This is a genomic window from Providencia sp. PROV033, assembly GCF_028484855.1.
Lineage (GTDB): Bacteria > Pseudomonadota > Gammaproteobacteria > Enterobacterales > Enterobacteriaceae > Providencia > Providencia alcalifaciens.
In genome coordinates, this window is record NZ_JAMPSW010000047.1 from 1 (window position 1) to 16,090 (window position 16,090).

The 16,090-nt window shown below is 40.9% G+C and carries 14 protein-coding genes and 1 tRNA gene; 11 read left to right on the top strand and 4 right to left on the bottom strand.

Annotated elements, in window-relative coordinates:
* Window positions 1-986 precede the first annotated feature (986 nt).
* A complete protein-coding gene (gene mepS, locus PSF16_RS09770) occupies window positions 987-1,574 on the top strand; it encodes a bifunctional murein DD-endopeptidase/murein LD-carboxypeptidase (protein ID WP_006661418.1) in 588 nt (195 codons plus the stop codon).
* 264 nt (window positions 1,575-1,838) lie between these two features.
* Here the strand turns inward: mepS and PSF16_RS09775 are convergent, their stop codons facing one another.
* The 3 genes from PSF16_RS09775 to rsuA all read right to left on the bottom strand — a co-directional run bounded on the left by PSF16_RS09775 (window position 1,839) and on the right by rsuA (window position 4,817).
* Window positions 1,839-2,180 carry a hypothetical protein gene (locus PSF16_RS09775; RefSeq protein ID WP_006660424.1) on the bottom strand — a complete coding sequence of 114 codons (342 nt, stop codon included), beginning with the start codon at window positions 2,178-2,180 and terminating at the stop codon, window positions 1,839-1,841.
* Between the two features lie 723 nt (window positions 2,181-2,903).
* Complete coding sequence (locus PSF16_RS09780; protein WP_036961267.1) at window positions 2,904-4,088, bottom strand: Bcr/CflA family multidrug efflux MFS transporter; 1,185 nt, start codon at window positions 4,086-4,088, stop codon at window positions 2,904-2,906.
* Window positions 4,089-4,109: 21 nt separating this feature from the next.
* Window positions 4,110-4,817 (bottom strand): 16S rRNA pseudouridine(516) synthase RsuA, encoded by a 708-nt coding sequence (rsuA, locus tag PSF16_RS09785; protein ID WP_154632140.1) that lies wholly within the window; start codon window positions 4,815-4,817, stop codon window positions 4,110-4,112.
* A gap of 220 nt (window positions 4,818-5,037) precedes the next feature.
* On the opposite strand from rsuA, the gene PSF16_RS09790 reads away from it, so the two are divergent.
* Both PSF16_RS09790 and rplY read left to right on the top strand, forming a co-directional pair.
* A complete protein-coding gene (locus tag PSF16_RS09790) occupies window positions 5,038-6,810 on the top strand; it encodes a DEAD/DEAH box helicase (protein ID WP_036966055.1) in 1,773 nt (590 codons plus the stop codon).
* Between the two features lie 209 nt (window positions 6,811-7,019).
* Window positions 7,020-7,301: a 50S ribosomal protein L25 gene (gene rplY, locus PSF16_RS09795; RefSeq protein WP_006660420.1), complete on the top strand. Its 282-nt coding sequence runs from the start codon at window positions 7,020-7,022 to the stop codon at window positions 7,299-7,301.
* Window positions 7,302-7,425: 124 nt separating this feature from the next.
* Here the strand turns inward: rplY and yejK are convergent, their stop codons facing one another.
* Window positions 7,426-8,427 (bottom strand): nucleoid-associated protein YejK, encoded by a 1,002-nt coding sequence (gene yejK, locus PSF16_RS09800; protein WP_272689180.1) that lies wholly within the window; start codon window positions 8,425-8,427, stop codon window positions 7,426-7,428.
* Between the two features lie 238 nt (window positions 8,428-8,665).
* Here yejK and PSF16_RS09805 point away from each other — a divergent pair, with 238 nt between their 5' ends.
* From PSF16_RS09805 to tssL, 8 genes are all read left to right on the top strand, one after another.
* On the top strand, window positions 8,666-8,893 hold the full coding sequence (locus PSF16_RS09805) for a YejL family protein (RefSeq protein ID WP_006661415.1): 228 nt from the start codon (window positions 8,666-8,668) through the stop codon (window positions 8,891-8,893).
* 21 nt (window positions 8,894-8,914) lie between these two features.
* On the top strand, window positions 8,915-10,630 hold the full coding sequence (gene yejM, locus PSF16_RS09810) for an LPS biosynthesis-modulating metalloenzyme YejM (protein WP_272689181.1): 1,716 nt from the start codon (window positions 8,915-8,917) through the stop codon (window positions 10,628-10,630).
* A 108-nt stretch (window positions 10,631-10,738) separates the two neighbouring features.
* A tRNA-Pro gene (locus PSF16_RS09815) sits at window positions 10,739-10,815 on the top strand.
* A gap of 138 nt (window positions 10,816-10,953) precedes the next feature.
* Window positions 10,954-11,475 (top strand): YcxB family protein, encoded by a 522-nt coding sequence (locus PSF16_RS09820; RefSeq protein ID WP_272689182.1) that lies wholly within the window; start codon window positions 10,954-10,956, stop codon window positions 11,473-11,475.
* Between the two features lie 540 nt (window positions 11,476-12,015).
* On the top strand, window positions 12,016-12,513 hold the full coding sequence (tssB, locus tag PSF16_RS09825; RefSeq protein ID WP_006660414.1) for a type VI secretion system contractile sheath small subunit: 498 nt from the start codon (window positions 12,016-12,018) through the stop codon (window positions 12,511-12,513).
* Window positions 12,514-12,532: 19 nt separating this feature from the next.
* Window positions 12,533-14,077 carry a type VI secretion system contractile sheath large subunit gene (gene tssC / locus PSF16_RS09830; RefSeq protein ID WP_272689183.1) on the top strand — a complete coding sequence of 515 codons (1,545 nt, stop codon included), beginning with the start codon at window positions 12,533-12,535 and terminating at the stop codon, window positions 14,075-14,077.
* A gap of 22 nt (window positions 14,078-14,099) precedes the next feature.
* A complete protein-coding gene (tssK, locus tag PSF16_RS09835) occupies window positions 14,100-15,437 on the top strand; it encodes a type VI secretion system baseplate subunit TssK (RefSeq protein WP_036978937.1) in 1,338 nt (445 codons plus the stop codon).
* Complete coding sequence (tssL, locus tag PSF16_RS09840; RefSeq protein WP_272689184.1) at window positions 15,434-16,090, top strand: type VI secretion system protein TssL, short form; 657 nt, start codon at window positions 15,434-15,436, stop codon at window positions 16,088-16,090. The genes tssK and tssL overlap by 4 nt, the downstream gene beginning before the upstream one ends.

Genomic DNA, 16,090 nt, shown 5'->3' on the forward strand with positions numbered 1-16,090 from the left:
CGTCAGTGTCTGGGGTTCAGACAACCTTCGGTGGTGTTTGCGGAGCTAAGAAAGGCGGCTTAGCGTTGCACTTCGGACTTGAATCCGCCACATATTTTCTTCTATTAGCACTTGAGATTTAACTTAAAACCAATAACTTCCTTTGGATTTTATTTCATCTATATAACAAATTGCCGCTTATTTTATTCATTTTAGCCATTATGCCTATTGATGAGATTTCATCTTATTCATTAGGCTTGAAGAATCAAGTCAGCCTTTCAAACTCATTTCTCGTGTATTTTTTAATATCAAACCAATCTACGTCATTCAACTAACGCATATTTAGAGTAATATGAATTGATTTATAATACGTACGGTTATTTCATTACATTCAATTACGCACCAATGTGTAAAAAACACACGATAGAGCGTTCGATGAATTCACAACATATTCCACTCAAATACACACTATTTGTTTTTACATACACGTGACAAACAATATAAATTTAAACTTCTTTACAAACCATGTTGAAATTTAAAAAATCACTGCTGTTTTTATAAAGATATTGGATAGTAAATGTGACCATGATCATGTTTTGTATGCAAACGGTCTCAGTAAAAGCGTGAAAACACTGGATTATTCGTATTCTGAAGGCAAGTTAATGATGGATCTCTCGTTTTATATAATGTTTTGTAAATTATGTCCCCATTAACTCGCCATTTCAGCTTTGTTTATGTATATTCTTTATGTTTGGTTAAAGAACCAATATTTATCAGCCAAATATATAAAATAAGTACGATTTTTAGCAGCTTCTGATTATCTATTTATAATCACAGGTGTTAGAGCACATGCGAGCTGCTAATTTAGAGCATATTTTGTTCGATACATAAACACTTTCTGCGAAAAATACACTCAGTCGGCATAATGCGTTTTTCACAGGGATCAGTTTAAGTGTGTTGTGTAGTTTCCGCACAGCAATAAATAAATGGTAAGGGATATTCTATTAATGTTAACTTCTGAAAAATTTAAGCGCTATATCTGGCGCATTGTTCCGGCAGTGGCAATTGCCGTAACACTTTCAGCATGTACGGCACCGAAAACGTCAAAAAATGGTCAAACTACCGCAAGATCCTCTGATGCTCGTATGTTAAATGCAACATCAAATGACTCCCTTGCAATGGCTTCTCAAGATGAATTCGAAGATTTAGTCAGAAGTGTTGATACAAAATCCAAGATTATGGACCAATACGCAAGCTGGAAAGGTGTTAGCTACCGTTTAGGTGGAACCACTAAAAGTGGTATTGATTGTTCTAGCTTCGTGCAACGTACTTTCCTCGAACAGTTCGGCGTTCAACTACCTCGTACTACCTCTGAACAAGAATCTTCAGGTAAAAGTGTAAAACGTAATAATTTAAGAGCGGGTGACTTAGTATTATTCAAAACTGGTCGCACGATGAAACATGTAGGGATTTATATCGGTGACAATAAATTTGTCCACGCCTCTACAAGTAATGGCGTTATTGTTTCTGAAATGACTAACGATTATTGGAGTAAGCGTTATTACGCAAGTCGCCGTGTCGTGAATGGTTCATAAAATCCAGAAACATTAATGCAGTAAGTTATATAGATACCTTGCCAATAAAAAAAGCTTCCAGGCTCTAAACTGGAAGCTTTTTTTATTGGTCACAAATAATATGCCGACCTTAAAATGATATGACTGTTTATTGAATGTTTGTTTGCTGCACGTTCGTCAAAAGAGTCGAGACGTTACCTAACTCAATAACACTCGCTCTCTTTATTTCAAACTTTACGTTTTACCACAAACTTCAAAGACCATCGCGGCTATGCATTAATGGTACTACGCACAATAAAAACCAGATGCCATTTCTGCTATCGCAACACCGGATGCCTTCAAACGACACATTGCCGTTAATTCATCACTTGCTCGAATAAATAAACACATCTCTTTTTGCCATTCCAAAATAGCATTGTCGATTTGCATTTCTGATAGCGACTCGGACAACTGCTTCATTGCAATACAATCTGTTGCACAGTCATGGCTGAGTAATTTTAGCCCCACCAGCTTATCGCTATTCAGATCATTCATAGGGACTACCTCAACATCGGTACCTACTTTTCCTGATAACCAGCGGTAGCTTTGCGGTAGCCTGTGCACCACCGAAAGACCTAATTTTTCCACAAAAATTTCCTATTAAAACATGTCATCATTTTGCCAAGTAAACCGACTAGCGAGTTTGCTGTTCAATTTACATTTCACGCCATGAATATCGATTCTTTTAGATACTGAAACTCCCCAAGAGACATCGTCCCCTTCCTTGTATCTCTCTCTACATTAGAGAGTGAATAGAGCTACATATGCCTTAAAGAAATCCTCGTTCAAACCGAACTTTTAACGCATTAAAAAAGTAACGTAATTGTTAAAAGTAAGAACTTAAATATAACATTAAAAAAGTAGCATGTCGTTAAATTTTTGTGACACACATCATTGCATACGAACTTTTTTGACAAAAAAGTTAATTTTTAAACAAATTTTGAGATAGACACTCAAAATAAAGCGCAATAAACCCATTTATTTTTTACTTCATTGTTTAAATAAATTAACAATTACCGTTTTTTTAAGCTCACGTTCGCCAATAAAGAATAAATAACAGGATCATTCCCGCCAATTCACAAAACAGAAATTTAACAAACATTCCACTTAAGATAATTGATATGGATCATTTTTTGATAAGAACCTTAGTTTCACTTAGAAACAAATCGGTTTTAACGAACTTTATTGCAGGTTAGTCTATAGGTATTATGAATGATATATTCGAGGTATAAATTAGAATGGTATAAATAAAGGAGAGGAACTAATTAGCTAAACAGTTTCATCCTTGAAACTGATATAAAATATGTGATGTTATTTTGCTCTTTTCGCTAATAATACAAATAACATTGAAAGCGCAACACATCCCACCATCGACCCCACCATCGGCCATGCATTTTTTGCAGGGATCATCGACAATACTGTTCCGACCAATGCCCCAATAGAGAAACGAATAGTCCCAGCTAAAGAGGAAACAGTTCCAGCAATATGTGGATAGTTATCTAGGATAACCGCCATGGAATTTGATGTGATCATTGCAATCCCACTGACATAAATCGCAACCCCGATGACTAGCGTCCAGAAATCCATATTCAATGCTGTCGTCGTTAATAACCAAATTCCCATCACGAACTGAACAATGATCCCAAAATACAACATCCGCTCGGCACCGAACTGCCTCACAAACTTGCCATTAATCGTTGTCATAATAAATAAGAAGACAATATTAATGCCAAAATAATAACCAAAATGTTGTGGCGATACACCGTTAAGGTCAATATAAACAAATGAGCCCGCATTCAAGAAAGAAAACATACCGGAAAACGAAAATGAGCTGGCCAAAATATAGAACAACACTTGACGCGCTCTAAACAGCGTCGCAAATTGGCGCAATGTAGTGCCAATATGAAATTTTTGGCGTTTCTCAACAGGCAACGTTTCGCGAATAAATAAGCTGACCAGCACCACGGCAATCACCGCAGCGAGAGCAATACTCCAAAAGATGGCATGCCATGAGAACCAACGCATCATTTCGCCGCCCATGATAGGAGCCATCAAAGGCGCAATCGTCATGACTAACACGACGAAAGACATGCTTCTGGAAAACTCGTCTTTCGTAAACATATCTCGCATTAACGCATTGATCACCACACTGGCAGCCGCAGCAGCAAATCCATGTAGGAAGCGCAGCCAAATAAAGGTATCGATAGATTCCGCAACCGCACAAGCCGCGGAGGCTAATGCAAAGACAATCACCCCACCCAAAATGACAGGTTTGCGTCCTAAACTATCCGCCATTGGACCATAAAATAATTGACCAATTGCAAAACCAAAAATGTAGCTGTTTAGGGTCATTTGAATGCGCCCTTCATCTACATTGAAGTACCCTGTCATTGCAGGGAAACTCGGTAAATACATATCAATCGCTAATGGCATTAGCATTGATAGCAAACCTAAAATTAAAATCAGCCCCAGATAGGATGAACGCTGTTGTTGCACTTATTTACTCCTGTTATGACATCATTTTCGGGGGACAGTGATACTCTTAATCTCTGCTTCAGTCAGTGGACGGTATTCCCCAGGTTCTAACTGTTCATCTAAGTGGATCTCCCCCACTCTCTCACGGTGCAGACCACACACATGATTCCCAACAGCCGCAAACATGCGTTTAACTTGGTGATAACGCCCTTCACTGATGGTCAACAACACTTCTCGCGGAGAAATAATATCCAATTGAGCAGGTTTTGTTGGTGATTTTTCACCGTTTAACATGACACCTTGCTCAAATTGAATCGTGACATCATCAGCAATATCTTCACTGAGTTGAACACGATACGTTTTTTCACAGTGGTGTTTAGGTGATGTGATTCGATGAGACCATTGACCATCATCAGTTAAGAGAACTAACCCAGTCGTATCAATATCTAAACGACCCGCTGCATGTAAATTTTGTGCTATAGGTTCATCAATAAAATAGAGGATTGTCGGATGCGTTGGATCATCAGTAGAACAGACATAACCTTCCGGTTTATTAAGCATAAAATAGCGCGGTCCCGTAACTTGCACTAATACATTACCGTCATAGGCGACTTCATTATCGAGACCAACTTGCATTGAACCTGATTTCACTACTTCGTCGTCAACCGTGACATTACCGGCACGCAGCTCACGCGCCACCAAACTCCGGCTTATCCCTAGTTGCTGGGACAAAAATTTATCCAGTCGCATAGATTCTCTTAACTTGATGGAATGTCAGCGAGAGGTACAATAGATCACGCTGTCATGGGTAGAAAGATGGATTGCTGTGATTACTATCACATAATTTATTATATCAATAACCCCTTGCAAGTGATAGCGCGGCAAAGGTAACTCTTAAATTTAGACCTAGCCACGGAATTAACTTAAATTTAACATTAATAATCTGACTTTTTAGAAAAAACTAACCCATATGCCTGCTGCCTCACCAACATTTACACTGCGTCCTTATCAACAAGAAGCCGTTGACGCTACCATTGCGCACTTTCGTCGCCACACTGAACCGGCAGTCATTGTATTGCCTACAGGAGCGGGAAAAAGCTTAGTTATCGCAGAACTCGCAAGATTGGCAAGAGGACGCGTACTCGTTTTAGCGCACGTAAAAGAGTTAGTCGAACAAAATCATGCTAAGTATCTGACTTATGGATTAGAGGCGGACATTTTTGCAGCCGGATTAAATCGTAAAGAGTCGCACAGTAAAGTCGTTTTTGGGAGTGTTCAGTCAGTCGCACGTAACCTGAATCACTTTGATGACAAATTTTCGCTCGTGATTATCGATGAGTGTCATCGCATCAGCCTAAACGAAAAAAGTCAGTATCATCAAATTATTCAAAATTTACAGAAGCATAACGCGGCATTACGCATTCTCGGTTTAACTGCCACCCCTTACCGTCTAGGGCATGGCTGGATTTACCAATATCACTACCACGGAATGGTGAAAGGTGATGAACACTGTTTCTTCCGAGACTGTATCTATGAACTCCCCTTGCATTACATGATTAAACACCAGTTTCTGGTTCCTCCTGAACGGTTAGACATGCCTGTTTTACAGTATGACTTTAGCCAAATTTCAGTCAATCAATCGGGGATTTTTAGCGAACAAGAACTGAATTTATCACTGAAAAAACAGCAGCGAATTACGCCTAAAATCGTTAATCAGATCATTGAATACGCATCGCCACTCCAAGGATGCATGATATTTGCTGCCACGGTAGAACATGCTAAAGAAATTTTGAGTTATTTACCTAAAAACACGGCTGCATTAGTCACCGCAGAAACGCCATCCTCTGAGCGACAAGCGATTATTCAACAATTTAAAAGCAAACAATTACATTATCTTGTCAACGTTTCCGTACTCACTACTGGCTTCGATGCCCCCCATGTTGATCTGATTGCAATCTTACGCCCAACAGAGTCCGTCAGTTTATATCAACAAATCGTTGGACGAGGTTTGCGTTTGAGCGAGGGGAAAAAACAGTGCCTAATTTTAGATTATGCGGGTAACCCCCATGACCTTTTCCGTCCAGAAGTCGGCAGCAGCAAACCCAATTCCACCAGCGTTCCTGTCCAAGTCTTCTGTCCGCTATGTCAATTTGCAAATATTTTTTGGGGAAAATGCACCTCTGATGGGCAAATCATCGAGCATTATGGACGTCGTTGCCAAGGCTGGGAAGAAAATGAACAAGGGCATAAACAGCAATGTGAATTCAGATTTCGATTTAAACAGTGCCCCCACTGCGGAGCGGAAAATGACATTGCAGCACGACGATGCCATAAATGCCAAGAAGTGCTTACTGATCCTGATGATATGCTCAAGGCAGCCCTACGCCTTAAAGACGCATTAATTTTACGCTGTGGAGGGATGGAACTCACTTCAGGTGCCGATCAAAAAGGCGAGTGGATAAAAATAGCCTATTATGATGAAGATGGTACGTCGGTATCTGAACGTTTTCGGCTGACCACGGCAGCCCAAAAACGCGCTTTTGAATTTCGATTCTTACGAGAACACCACCGCGCACCCGGAGTTCCTTTTCATTGGAAGAATGCCAATGACATCATTTCGCAGAAAATGTTATTACGTTACCCGCAATTTATTGTCGCTCGTAAAAAAGAAAGTTATTGGGAAATCAGAGAGAAAATCTTTGATTATCAGGGACGCTTTCGTCTTGCTGCCCCTTTAGCTTAATATAAAACAAATGGTTATTGGCGGATAAACCATGCCCAATCAGAAAGATAATGATCTTAATGATTGCCCACCCACCGTTTTTTCGTTAAAATGCCGCCCGCCTTTGTATGTCTCGCGATAGCGAAATGATGTTACGAGGCCAAATCTCGAACCTGCTGCTGGGTCGCCTGTAGCAGGATTTTTATTTTTTCTTTTATAGAGAAATTGTAATGTTAACTATTAATGCAATTGAACGTAAAGAGCAGGGTAAGGGTGCGAGCCGCCGCCTGCGCAGAGCTAACCAACTGCCAGCTATCGTTTACGGTGGCAACCAAGAAGCTATCTCTGTAACTCTGAACCACGATGAAATCATTAACCAAGAAAGCAAAGCAGAATTTTACGAAGTTCTGACTCTGGTTATCGATGGTAAAGAAACTAAAGTAAAAGTTCAGGCTGTTCAACGTCACCCATTTAAGCCAAAAGTGACGCACATTGACTTCCTGCGCGCTTAATTAAGCCCATAGCCGAGCTTTAAAGTTTTTTCGGGACGCCGAGTAAATAACGCCGCAATTGCGGCGTTATTTATATCTAACGTAAAATGTCTAACACACGATTTTTACTGAAATTTAGCGTTCACTATTTATTGCCACGACGTTGCAACTGGTCACGTAAATTTGGTGGAGTACCACGGATAGTTAATGTGTCCGTCACCGGATCCCAAAAAATACGCTCCCCTATTAACATCGCATCGAAACTAATGGTGATTCCACCACCACTTCCTGAAAATTTCGTTAATTGTTTCAACGTCCCGCGATCTGCTGGGAAGCTCTCTTCCAGTTGGTAATCATTTTGGCGCGTAAAATCTTCAAAACTTTGCTCTTCTACCATCGGTAGCTCTTTTGAAAGCGCTTTTAGTTCAATTTCCTCGCCTGATTGTAATTGCTCACTACAATAGCTATGAACTTGCTGACGATAAGCCTGACGTGTGTTTTTATCCATTTGTGCATTATCGCAAAAATCGTCTAATGCTTGGACCAACCCTTTATTTTGCACTTTCGCATTCAGACCTTCAGACGCTGCTAAAAAGTCCATAAAGAAATCAGAAACTTTGCGCCCTACTCGCCCTTTCAGGAAAGTCAGGTAACGTTTAGATTCCGGATTAGTTTCCCACTCAGTCAAATCAATGCGCGCCACGATATCTGCATGAGGAATATCTAAGTAATGTGTCGTGCCTAAGTCGAGAGATTCCGTGACAAACATGCTATCGCAACTATTCAGGACCGCAATGAGAAGATATTCCACCGCCAAATAGCGATATTGGCAAAAAAGGACAATACCCCCTTCTGCAAAAGGATACTTTGCAAGCTCATCCTTCAAGCGAACGGTCATCGCACGGCTAAAACCTAAAAACTCTTCTTCACCTTTACGGAGTAATGTCAATGCTTCGGCAAGCTCACTTTCTTCATTAAACTCACCGAATGCCTTACTTTTCGCACTGTATACACGATGTAATTCTGCCATCATGTCTTGCACAACATTGTCTGTCGCTAATAACGAATCACGTAACATGACTTCTAGGGTCTGTTCATCTCGTTTAATCAACTGGTGTAACGCTATCTGGGTAATTTCCAGACTCATTGTTGGCTCCTTTCACTAGCAGAAATAATGTCGCGTATTCAAACACTGTTAGTATTTGTCTGCAACTGAAACTATCGTTTGCCATTTTTTTGTGTCTTTTATGGCGAACTATTATCCACTTCGGTGATCTAAATAAACATTATTATCAATTAAACGAAAATTTGTTTAAAGAAAGAAGAAAAGTCACCCACAATGGGCTATCATATGGAGCTTTCATTAATTTAGGATGTCACAATTTATGCCACAATCATCTCGCTATAGTGATGAAAAAGTTGAAGGTTTACTGTCTGACCTTGTTAGTGTGTTAGAAAAAAACCATACTCCAGTTGATTTATCATTAATGGTACTCGGTAATATGGTTACCAATCTGCTCAATACGTCTGTCCCTCCGGCGCAACGTAAAATGATTGCAGAATCCTTTGCCAATGCATTACTTTCTTCTGTAAAAGAAGATAAATCACACTAATTTGGTTGATAAATAAACAGCATGGTCACCCATCAGCGCTACCGTGATAAAGTCTCCAACATGATTGGTTGGGGGCACTGGTTTGCACTTTTTAATATACTACTTTGCCTTTTGCTAAGTAGCAGCTATCTGTTTATTTTTGACTGGCCAGATACCCTAGCTGGTCGCGTTTATGCGTTTGTCAGTTGGTTAGGTCATTTCAGCTTTGTGGTCTTTGCCACCTACTTGCTAATCATCTTTCCGCTGACCTTTATTGTCATGTCTCAGCGATTGCTGAGGGTCATTTGCGTTGCACTCGCGACTGCGGGTCTCACCTTATTACTCTTTGATATACGTGTTTTTAGCCAATTCGGTCTGCACCTTACGCCACAAGTATGGGATTTAGTCATAAACCCTGCGAAGGGAGAAATGACGCGTGAATGGCAATTAATGTTTATCAGTATTCCCATCATATTCCTTGTTGAAATGCTATTTGCAACATGGAGTTGGCAAAAATTACGTAGCCTAAGCCGCCAAACCTTTGGTCGACCACTGGCAGCGGTATTCATTGCGGCTTTCGTGATGACACACCTAATGTATGCATGGGCAGACGCGAACTTTTATCGCCCAATCACCATGCAACGTTACAATTATCCTTTATCTCAGCCACTAACCGCTCGTAAGTTGTTGGATAAATATGGTTTGCTTGATCTCACAGCGCACCAAAATCGGGTGTTCCAGCAAGGCAGCCCAACCGCACTGAAACTCCAATATCCATTAAAACCCCTCAGTTACCAAGACCAAGGTATCGGTTATAATTTACTCTTATTGGTTGTCGATGATTTAGGTGATGTTTCTCAGCAAAGCCAAATGAGTTCGTTGAAAGAATTCAAAGACATCAGCACGCAGTTTACCAATCACTATACATCTGGGTTGCGTAATGATACCGCCCTATTTGGGTTGTTCTACGGGATCTCATCCAGTTACATTGATAATATTCTTAATGGGCGCCACCCTTCTGTGCTGGTCGAAGCGTTGCAGCATCAAGGTTACCAATTTGGTCTGTTCTCAACTGATGGATTTAGTTCACCACTTTTCCGCCAAGCTATTTTGTCTGATTATTCATTGCCGACAAAAGCAGCAGACAGTGATAAGCAGACTATAGAGCAATGGCATTTATGGCTGGATAATGTGAAGCACGGTTCTCCTTGGTTCTCTTTCTTGAATATCAAAGGAAGCCCAGGCAGTCGCCAAACAGACAACCAAATTAACCAAGTGATTGAAACGCTGAAGAGCCAAAATAAGCTTAACAATACCATTGTCGTTATCACGGCTAACTACAATAGTCAGGGTGCTCAAGATACTGATTGGATCAATAAAAAACACTTTAACCGCGATAACATGCAGGTGCCGTTATTTATCTACTGGCCAAATACGCCAGCACAACAAATTGATAAACTAACCAGTCATCAAGACGTGATGACCACCATCATGCAACGTGTACTGCATGTCAATAATCAACCTGATGATTACAGCCAAGGTGAAGACTTATTTAGTGCTCAACGAACCTACCCATGGATTATCACTGGCGATAAAAACGATGTGGTGATTACCACCAACAATGCAACCATGTATATGGATCATAACGGACAATTTAATATCTATGATCTTCAAGGTCGTGAACAAACAGATGACAAGCCAGATCTTGCTGAACTGCTAAAAATATTTACTGAACTTAAACGCTTCAATGAAAATTAGTGTTTAAATTTCAATCAGTCATCAAGTGTGCCTCTTGATTTCATCTCTGTTTTAGGTAGTATATTTTTGGCATTTTTCCTTACAGTAACAGGAATGCATCAAATATATCGGCACGTAGCGCAGCTTGGTAGCGCACGGTCATGGGGTGTCCGGGGTCGGAGGTTCAAATCCTCTCGTGCCGACCAAATCCTCACAGAAACCAACCTATTATGGTTGGTTTTTTGTTCTATCAACCTCATGTTATTTAACCATTCTCTGATAGCTAAATTGTGTTTTTAACGAAATAATAACTGCCACTCTTTCATCTTTTGCTGAGATACATCATGCCTCTCTCTGTCACCATTGAACTCACTCGTCAAGAATTTATGGCTTATAGCCGCTATTGCTACAAAAATAATTACTTCTTCCCTGCAAGACGCAACCTAATCACCTACATTCTGCTTTATCTGGTTTTTTTTATCCTCATGGCAGGTGCATTCACTCTACTTCAACAGTGGAATATTAACTTTAACCCCGAGCAGTTTGCTGTCTCTCTCCTAATGGCTATATTGCTTTACGCGATCTTTGCAGTCCGTCTTTTTAAGAAATTGAGCAACGCAACTCCTGACACAGATAGTGCAACTTTCTGTGAGAAAACATTTATGGCTGATGAAAATGGGTTACACATAAAAAGCGTTTATGGGGTAGTGCACTTTAATTGGAATTCGATGCGATTTATAAAACAAAATGGTGATGCTCATTATCTATTTATTGATAGAACCAGCGCCTTAATTTTCCCCAAACGCGCTTTTGATTCAAAAGAAAATTATCTGAATTTTATACAATACCTAGAACTGAAAATATAATTTTTAAGTTTTTACGAAATAAATTTCAAGAAACAATATTAATTTAGGATAATTATCCATTATGCTTAAATTAAACTCTGAGCGTATTTATATTTAATACACACTTTTTTACACTTTATTTTTAGCTTTAATTAACAGTTTATATTAAAAAATAGAAATAACTCCATAAGTAGCATTTCATCTATATTACCCACCCACACCACTCCCTATATGTGTAGAAATATTAATATATTCCATTTTTCTTAACAATCATCCTTGTTTTCACCTACCAAATATTCATGTCCCCCTACCACCCACAACGATGGAAATATTTAACATCATTGATTTTGAATGTTTTTTTATTATTTCAATAGAAAAAAACAAGTAAAAACACCTACCCAAAAATACAGAAACAAAAAACATCCATTAGAATCCTTGATCTATTACCAATAAGGTATATAAAATAGCGATCTGATTTAAGCCAAATTATCAAAAAACAATATTTTTCATTTACCAATAATTCGAATTTAAAGCGAGTAATACCACTAAAGGACCCCTAAAATGTCAGATAGCTTCCAAAATGAAGTGCCTAAGGCACGGGTTAATATCAAATTAGACTTGCACACGGGTGGTGCACAAAAAAAAGTGGAGTTGCCACTTAAGTTACTAGCCGTTGGTGATTACAGTAATGGACAAGACAACCGCGCATTATCTGAACGTGAAAAAGTGAATATCAACAAAAATAACTTTGATAGCGTCCTCAGTGAATTCACACCGACAATCAACTTAACCGTAAAAAATACCCTTGCTGGGGATGGAAGCGAAGAAAGTGTCAATCTCTCTTTCAAAAATATGAAGGATTTTGAACCTGAGCAAGTCGCCCGCCAAATCCCACAACTGCGCGCAATGTTAGCGATGCGTAATCTGCTGCGCGACCTGAAATCTAATCTCCTCGATAACGCAACGTTCCGCCGTGAATTGGAAAACATCCTTAAGGATCCAGAACTCAGTGATGAACTTCGCGAAGAGCTAGCTCAACTGGCACCGAAGAAAGATTAATTTGGATTACTAAAGGATTATGCTGATGTCTGTAAAAACTGAATCAACCCAAGGTGCAACCACTGTACTTGACGACACCTCTAATCACGGTGTTTATGCTTCATTATTTGAAAAAATCAATTTAACGCCAGTCGCATCAATCAGTGATATTAATGCGTTTCAAGATAACGCTGCGCTAGCGGATGCAACAGCTGATGAGCGTGTCACCGTCGCTGTTCAAGTCTTTTTAGACCGCTTAAAATCATCCGATCAAAAAGTCGAGCGCTTAGACCGCAACCTGCTTGATCATCATATTGCTGAACTTGATAAGCAAATCAGCCAACAACTTGACGAAGTGATGCACCATCAAGACTTCCAAAAAGTCGAATCCACTTGGCGTGGTTTAAAATTCCTCGTTGATCGCACCGATTTTCGTCAAAACGTCAAAATTGAGTTACTTGATATCGCCAAAGATGATTTGCGACAAGATTTCGAAGATAGTCCTGAAATCATCCAAAGTGGTCTTTACCATCATACCTACATTGCGGAATATGACACCCCAGGCGGTGAACCTATTGCAGCGATGATCTCTAACTATGAATTTGACCGTAGCCCACAAGATATCGCCTTATTACGCAGTATCTCTAAAGTCTCTGCATCCGCTCATATGCCATTTATTGGCTCCGTGGGACCTAAATTCTTCGGCAAAGAAACCATGGAAGAAGTCGCGGCAATCAAAGATATTGGTAACTATTTTGACCGCGCTGAGTACATTAAGTGGAAATCTTTCCGTGACTCTGATGACGCGCGTTATATTGGCTTAACCATGCCTCGTGTGCTTGGTCGTCTGCCATACGGTCCAGATACAATCCCTGTTCGTAGCTTCAATTACGTTGAAGAAGTGAAAGGTCCAGATCACGAAAAATACCTGTGGACGAATGCCACATTTGCCTTTGCTGCAAACATGGTAAAAAGCTTTATCAACAATGGCTGGTGTGTCCAAATTCGCGGACCTCAAGCAGGTGGTGCCGTCAAGGATTTACCAATCCATTTATTCGATTTAGGGACTGGCAGTCAGGTGAAAATTCCATCTGAAGTCATGATCCCAGAAACACGTGAATTTGAATTCGCGAATCTTGGTTTTATCCCACTGTCTTACTACAAAAACCGCGATTACTCCTGTTTCTTCTCCGCTAACTCAGCGCAAAAGCCTGCGTTATATGACACAGCAGATGCAACGGCTAACAGCCGCATCAACGCCCGTTTGCCTTACATTTTCTTGCTGTCTCGCATCGCCCATTACTTGAAACTGATTCAACGCGAAAACATTGGTACCACCAAAGACAGACGCTTACTTGAATTAGAACTCAACAACTGGGTTCGTGGCTTAGTGACTGAAATGACCGATCCAGGTGATGATTTACAAGCCTCTCACCCACTTCGCGATGCAAAAGTGGTTGTTGAAGATATCGAAGATAACCCTGGCTTCTTCCGTGTGAAACTGTATGCCGTTCCACACTTCCAAGTCGAAGGTATGGATGTGGATTTATCGTTAGTTTCACAAATGCCTAAAGCCAAAGCCTAACGGTTAGTAAAGGTCATTCAGGATGAAAATCTACCGTCCCCTATGGACAGACGGGGCCTTTTTGGCCCCCCAACAATTTCAACAACAAGCCCGTTGGGATAGTCATGTTGCTGAAGTCGTTGCTCAAATGGGCATTGCCTCAACGTGGGGTGTGATTAGCACTGAGTTTGATGCCAGTGCTTTAACTCTCTCTCGCGTCAGCGCACAAAAAATGATTGTGCGCTTTCACGACGGCACACTTATTGACACGACGCTGGCTGATGCGCTTCCTCCGGTGCTATCCCTTAATGACTACGCAGATCGCCAGTCATTAGATATCGTTTTAGCACTACCTCTCATGTTAGCCAACGGCGGCAACTTGGTTCCTGAAACGGGAACCGATCGTCCACGTCGATTTAGCCAAGAGTGGGTCAAAGTGCAAGACTTACTCGGGCATGAGCAAACGGATATTGCGGTATTACGCCATGCTGCAACGCTACGTTTTGCCCACGATGAGAACGAAGCATTTATGACCTGCCCGGTTGCGCGACTGATCCGCAATGCGCAAGGTGCATGGGAATTCGATAGCCGTTTTATTCCCCCTTTGCTCGCCTGTCAAGGAAGTCTGGAATTACGCTCTTTACTATCTGAATTCATGCATCGTTTAGTCGCTAAACGCCGTCGACTAATGGCTCTACGCCGCGAAAGTAATGAAAAAATGGCCGATTTTGTGGTTGCTGATGTTTCATTATTTTGGCTATTAAACTCACTTAATAGCGCGGAGCCTGTATTAAACGAGCTCAGTCAAGCATTGCATCGTCATCCTGAATTACTCTATCGGGAACTTGCTCGTTTAGCTGGGAGCTTATTAACCTTCTCTTTAGAAAGTAAACTGGAAGATATTCCGCTCTACAAACATGAGCTCCCTGAGCAGGTTTTCCCACCACTCTTTGCTTTACTAAATACGTTGCTTGAAGCCAGCTTACCTTCACGTGTTATCAGTATTGAATTAGCCAAAGAGGGTCCTTTCTGGAAAGGTCAGCTTCATGATGGTCGTTTACGTGAAGAAGCGGATTTCTATCTCTCCGTTCGCTCATCTTTGCCAGCACACTTGCTGATTGCTCAATTTCCTCTTCTATGTAAAGCGGGCAGTAGTGATGATGTTGCCGATGTGGTCAATGTGGCACTCAATGGTATTCCATTGAAACCGCTCAGCCATGTTCCAACCGCAGTCCCACTTCGCTTAGAAAATCAATATTTTGCGCTAGATATTGAAACACCTGCGGGTCAAGCCATGCTCTCTTCAGGGCAATGTGCCTTTTACGTCCCGAGTACATTAGGTGATATTCAATTAGAGCTGTTTGCGGTACTTCGCTCATGAACAATACAACGTCACACCACACGATTGACATGATTTTTGCTCAAACTTGGCTGATGGTTTGTCAACTTCATCAAGGTACAGCCATCACCCATGGTGAGAGTTTTTACCGCCGCGTTTGCCAGTTGATCGATGAAACACGCCAAAAACTCCTTGAGCATGGCTATCCAGAAGCCGCCATTGAACACATGCAATATGCCCAATGTGCGTTAATTGATGAAAGCGTCATGAATCGCCAGCATCAAGATGATGGATATAACACATGGATACAGTCACCTCTGCAAGCCCGCTACTTCAATACATTAGAAGCGGGAGATAAACTTTGGGATCGCCTACGCAGTATTTTAAATGAAACCGCTCCGAATCCTGATGTTTTACTCTGTTTCCACCGCGTTCTCACTCTCGGGTTTGTCGGAAAGTTTCGCCAGAAAGACGCGCCTGAACGTGAACGCATTGTGGCTCAGCTCAATGTTCAACTTCCTGATTATCTGATCTCGTCAGACTTACCTCTTGTCGTAAAACCTAAATTGCGTTTTAGCCGCCGTCGACTTTACTGGTTTGGTTGGATTGGTGGCGTTCTTCTATTGGCAGCAATGTGGTGGAGCTTCAGCGCATCATTAGAACACTTACTACAACAGTGGATGACTCAAGGATAG

Coding starts and splice junctions, on each gene's coding strand:
- mepS (WP_006661418.1), top strand. CDS start 987: ATGTTAACTTCTGAAAAATTTAAGCGCTATATCTGGCGCATTGTTCCG.
- rsuA (WP_154632140.1), bottom strand. CDS start 4,817: ATGCGACTGGATAAATTTTTGTCCCAGCAACTAGGGATAAGCCGGAGT.
- PSF16_RS09790 (WP_036966055.1), top strand. CDS start 5,038: ATGCCTGCTGCCTCACCAACATTTACACTGCGTCCTTATCAACAAGAA.
- rplY (WP_006660420.1), top strand. CDS start 7,020: ATGTTAACTATTAATGCAATTGAACGTAAAGAGCAGGGTAAGGGTGCG.
- yejK (WP_272689180.1), bottom strand. CDS start 8,427: ATGAGTCTGGAAATTACCCAGATAGCGTTACACCAGTTGATTAAACGA.
- PSF16_RS09805 (WP_006661415.1), top strand. CDS start 8,666: ATGCCACAATCATCTCGCTATAGTGATGAAAAAGTTGAAGGTTTACTG.
- yejM (WP_272689181.1), top strand. CDS start 8,915: ATGGTCACCCATCAGCGCTACCGTGATAAAGTCTCCAACATGATTGGT.
- PSF16_RS09820 (WP_272689182.1), top strand. CDS start 10,954: ATGCCTCTCTCTGTCACCATTGAACTCACTCGTCAAGAATTTATGGCT.
- tssB (WP_006660414.1), top strand. CDS start 12,016: ATGTCAGATAGCTTCCAAAATGAAGTGCCTAAGGCACGGGTTAATATC.
- tssC (WP_272689183.1), top strand. CDS start 12,533: ATGCTGATGTCTGTAAAAACTGAATCAACCCAAGGTGCAACCACTGTA.
- tssK (WP_036978937.1), top strand. CDS start 14,100: ATGAAAATCTACCGTCCCCTATGGACAGACGGGGCCTTTTTGGCCCCC.
- tssL (WP_272689184.1), top strand. CDS start 15,434: ATGAACAATACAACGTCACACCACACGATTGACATGATTTTTGCTCAA.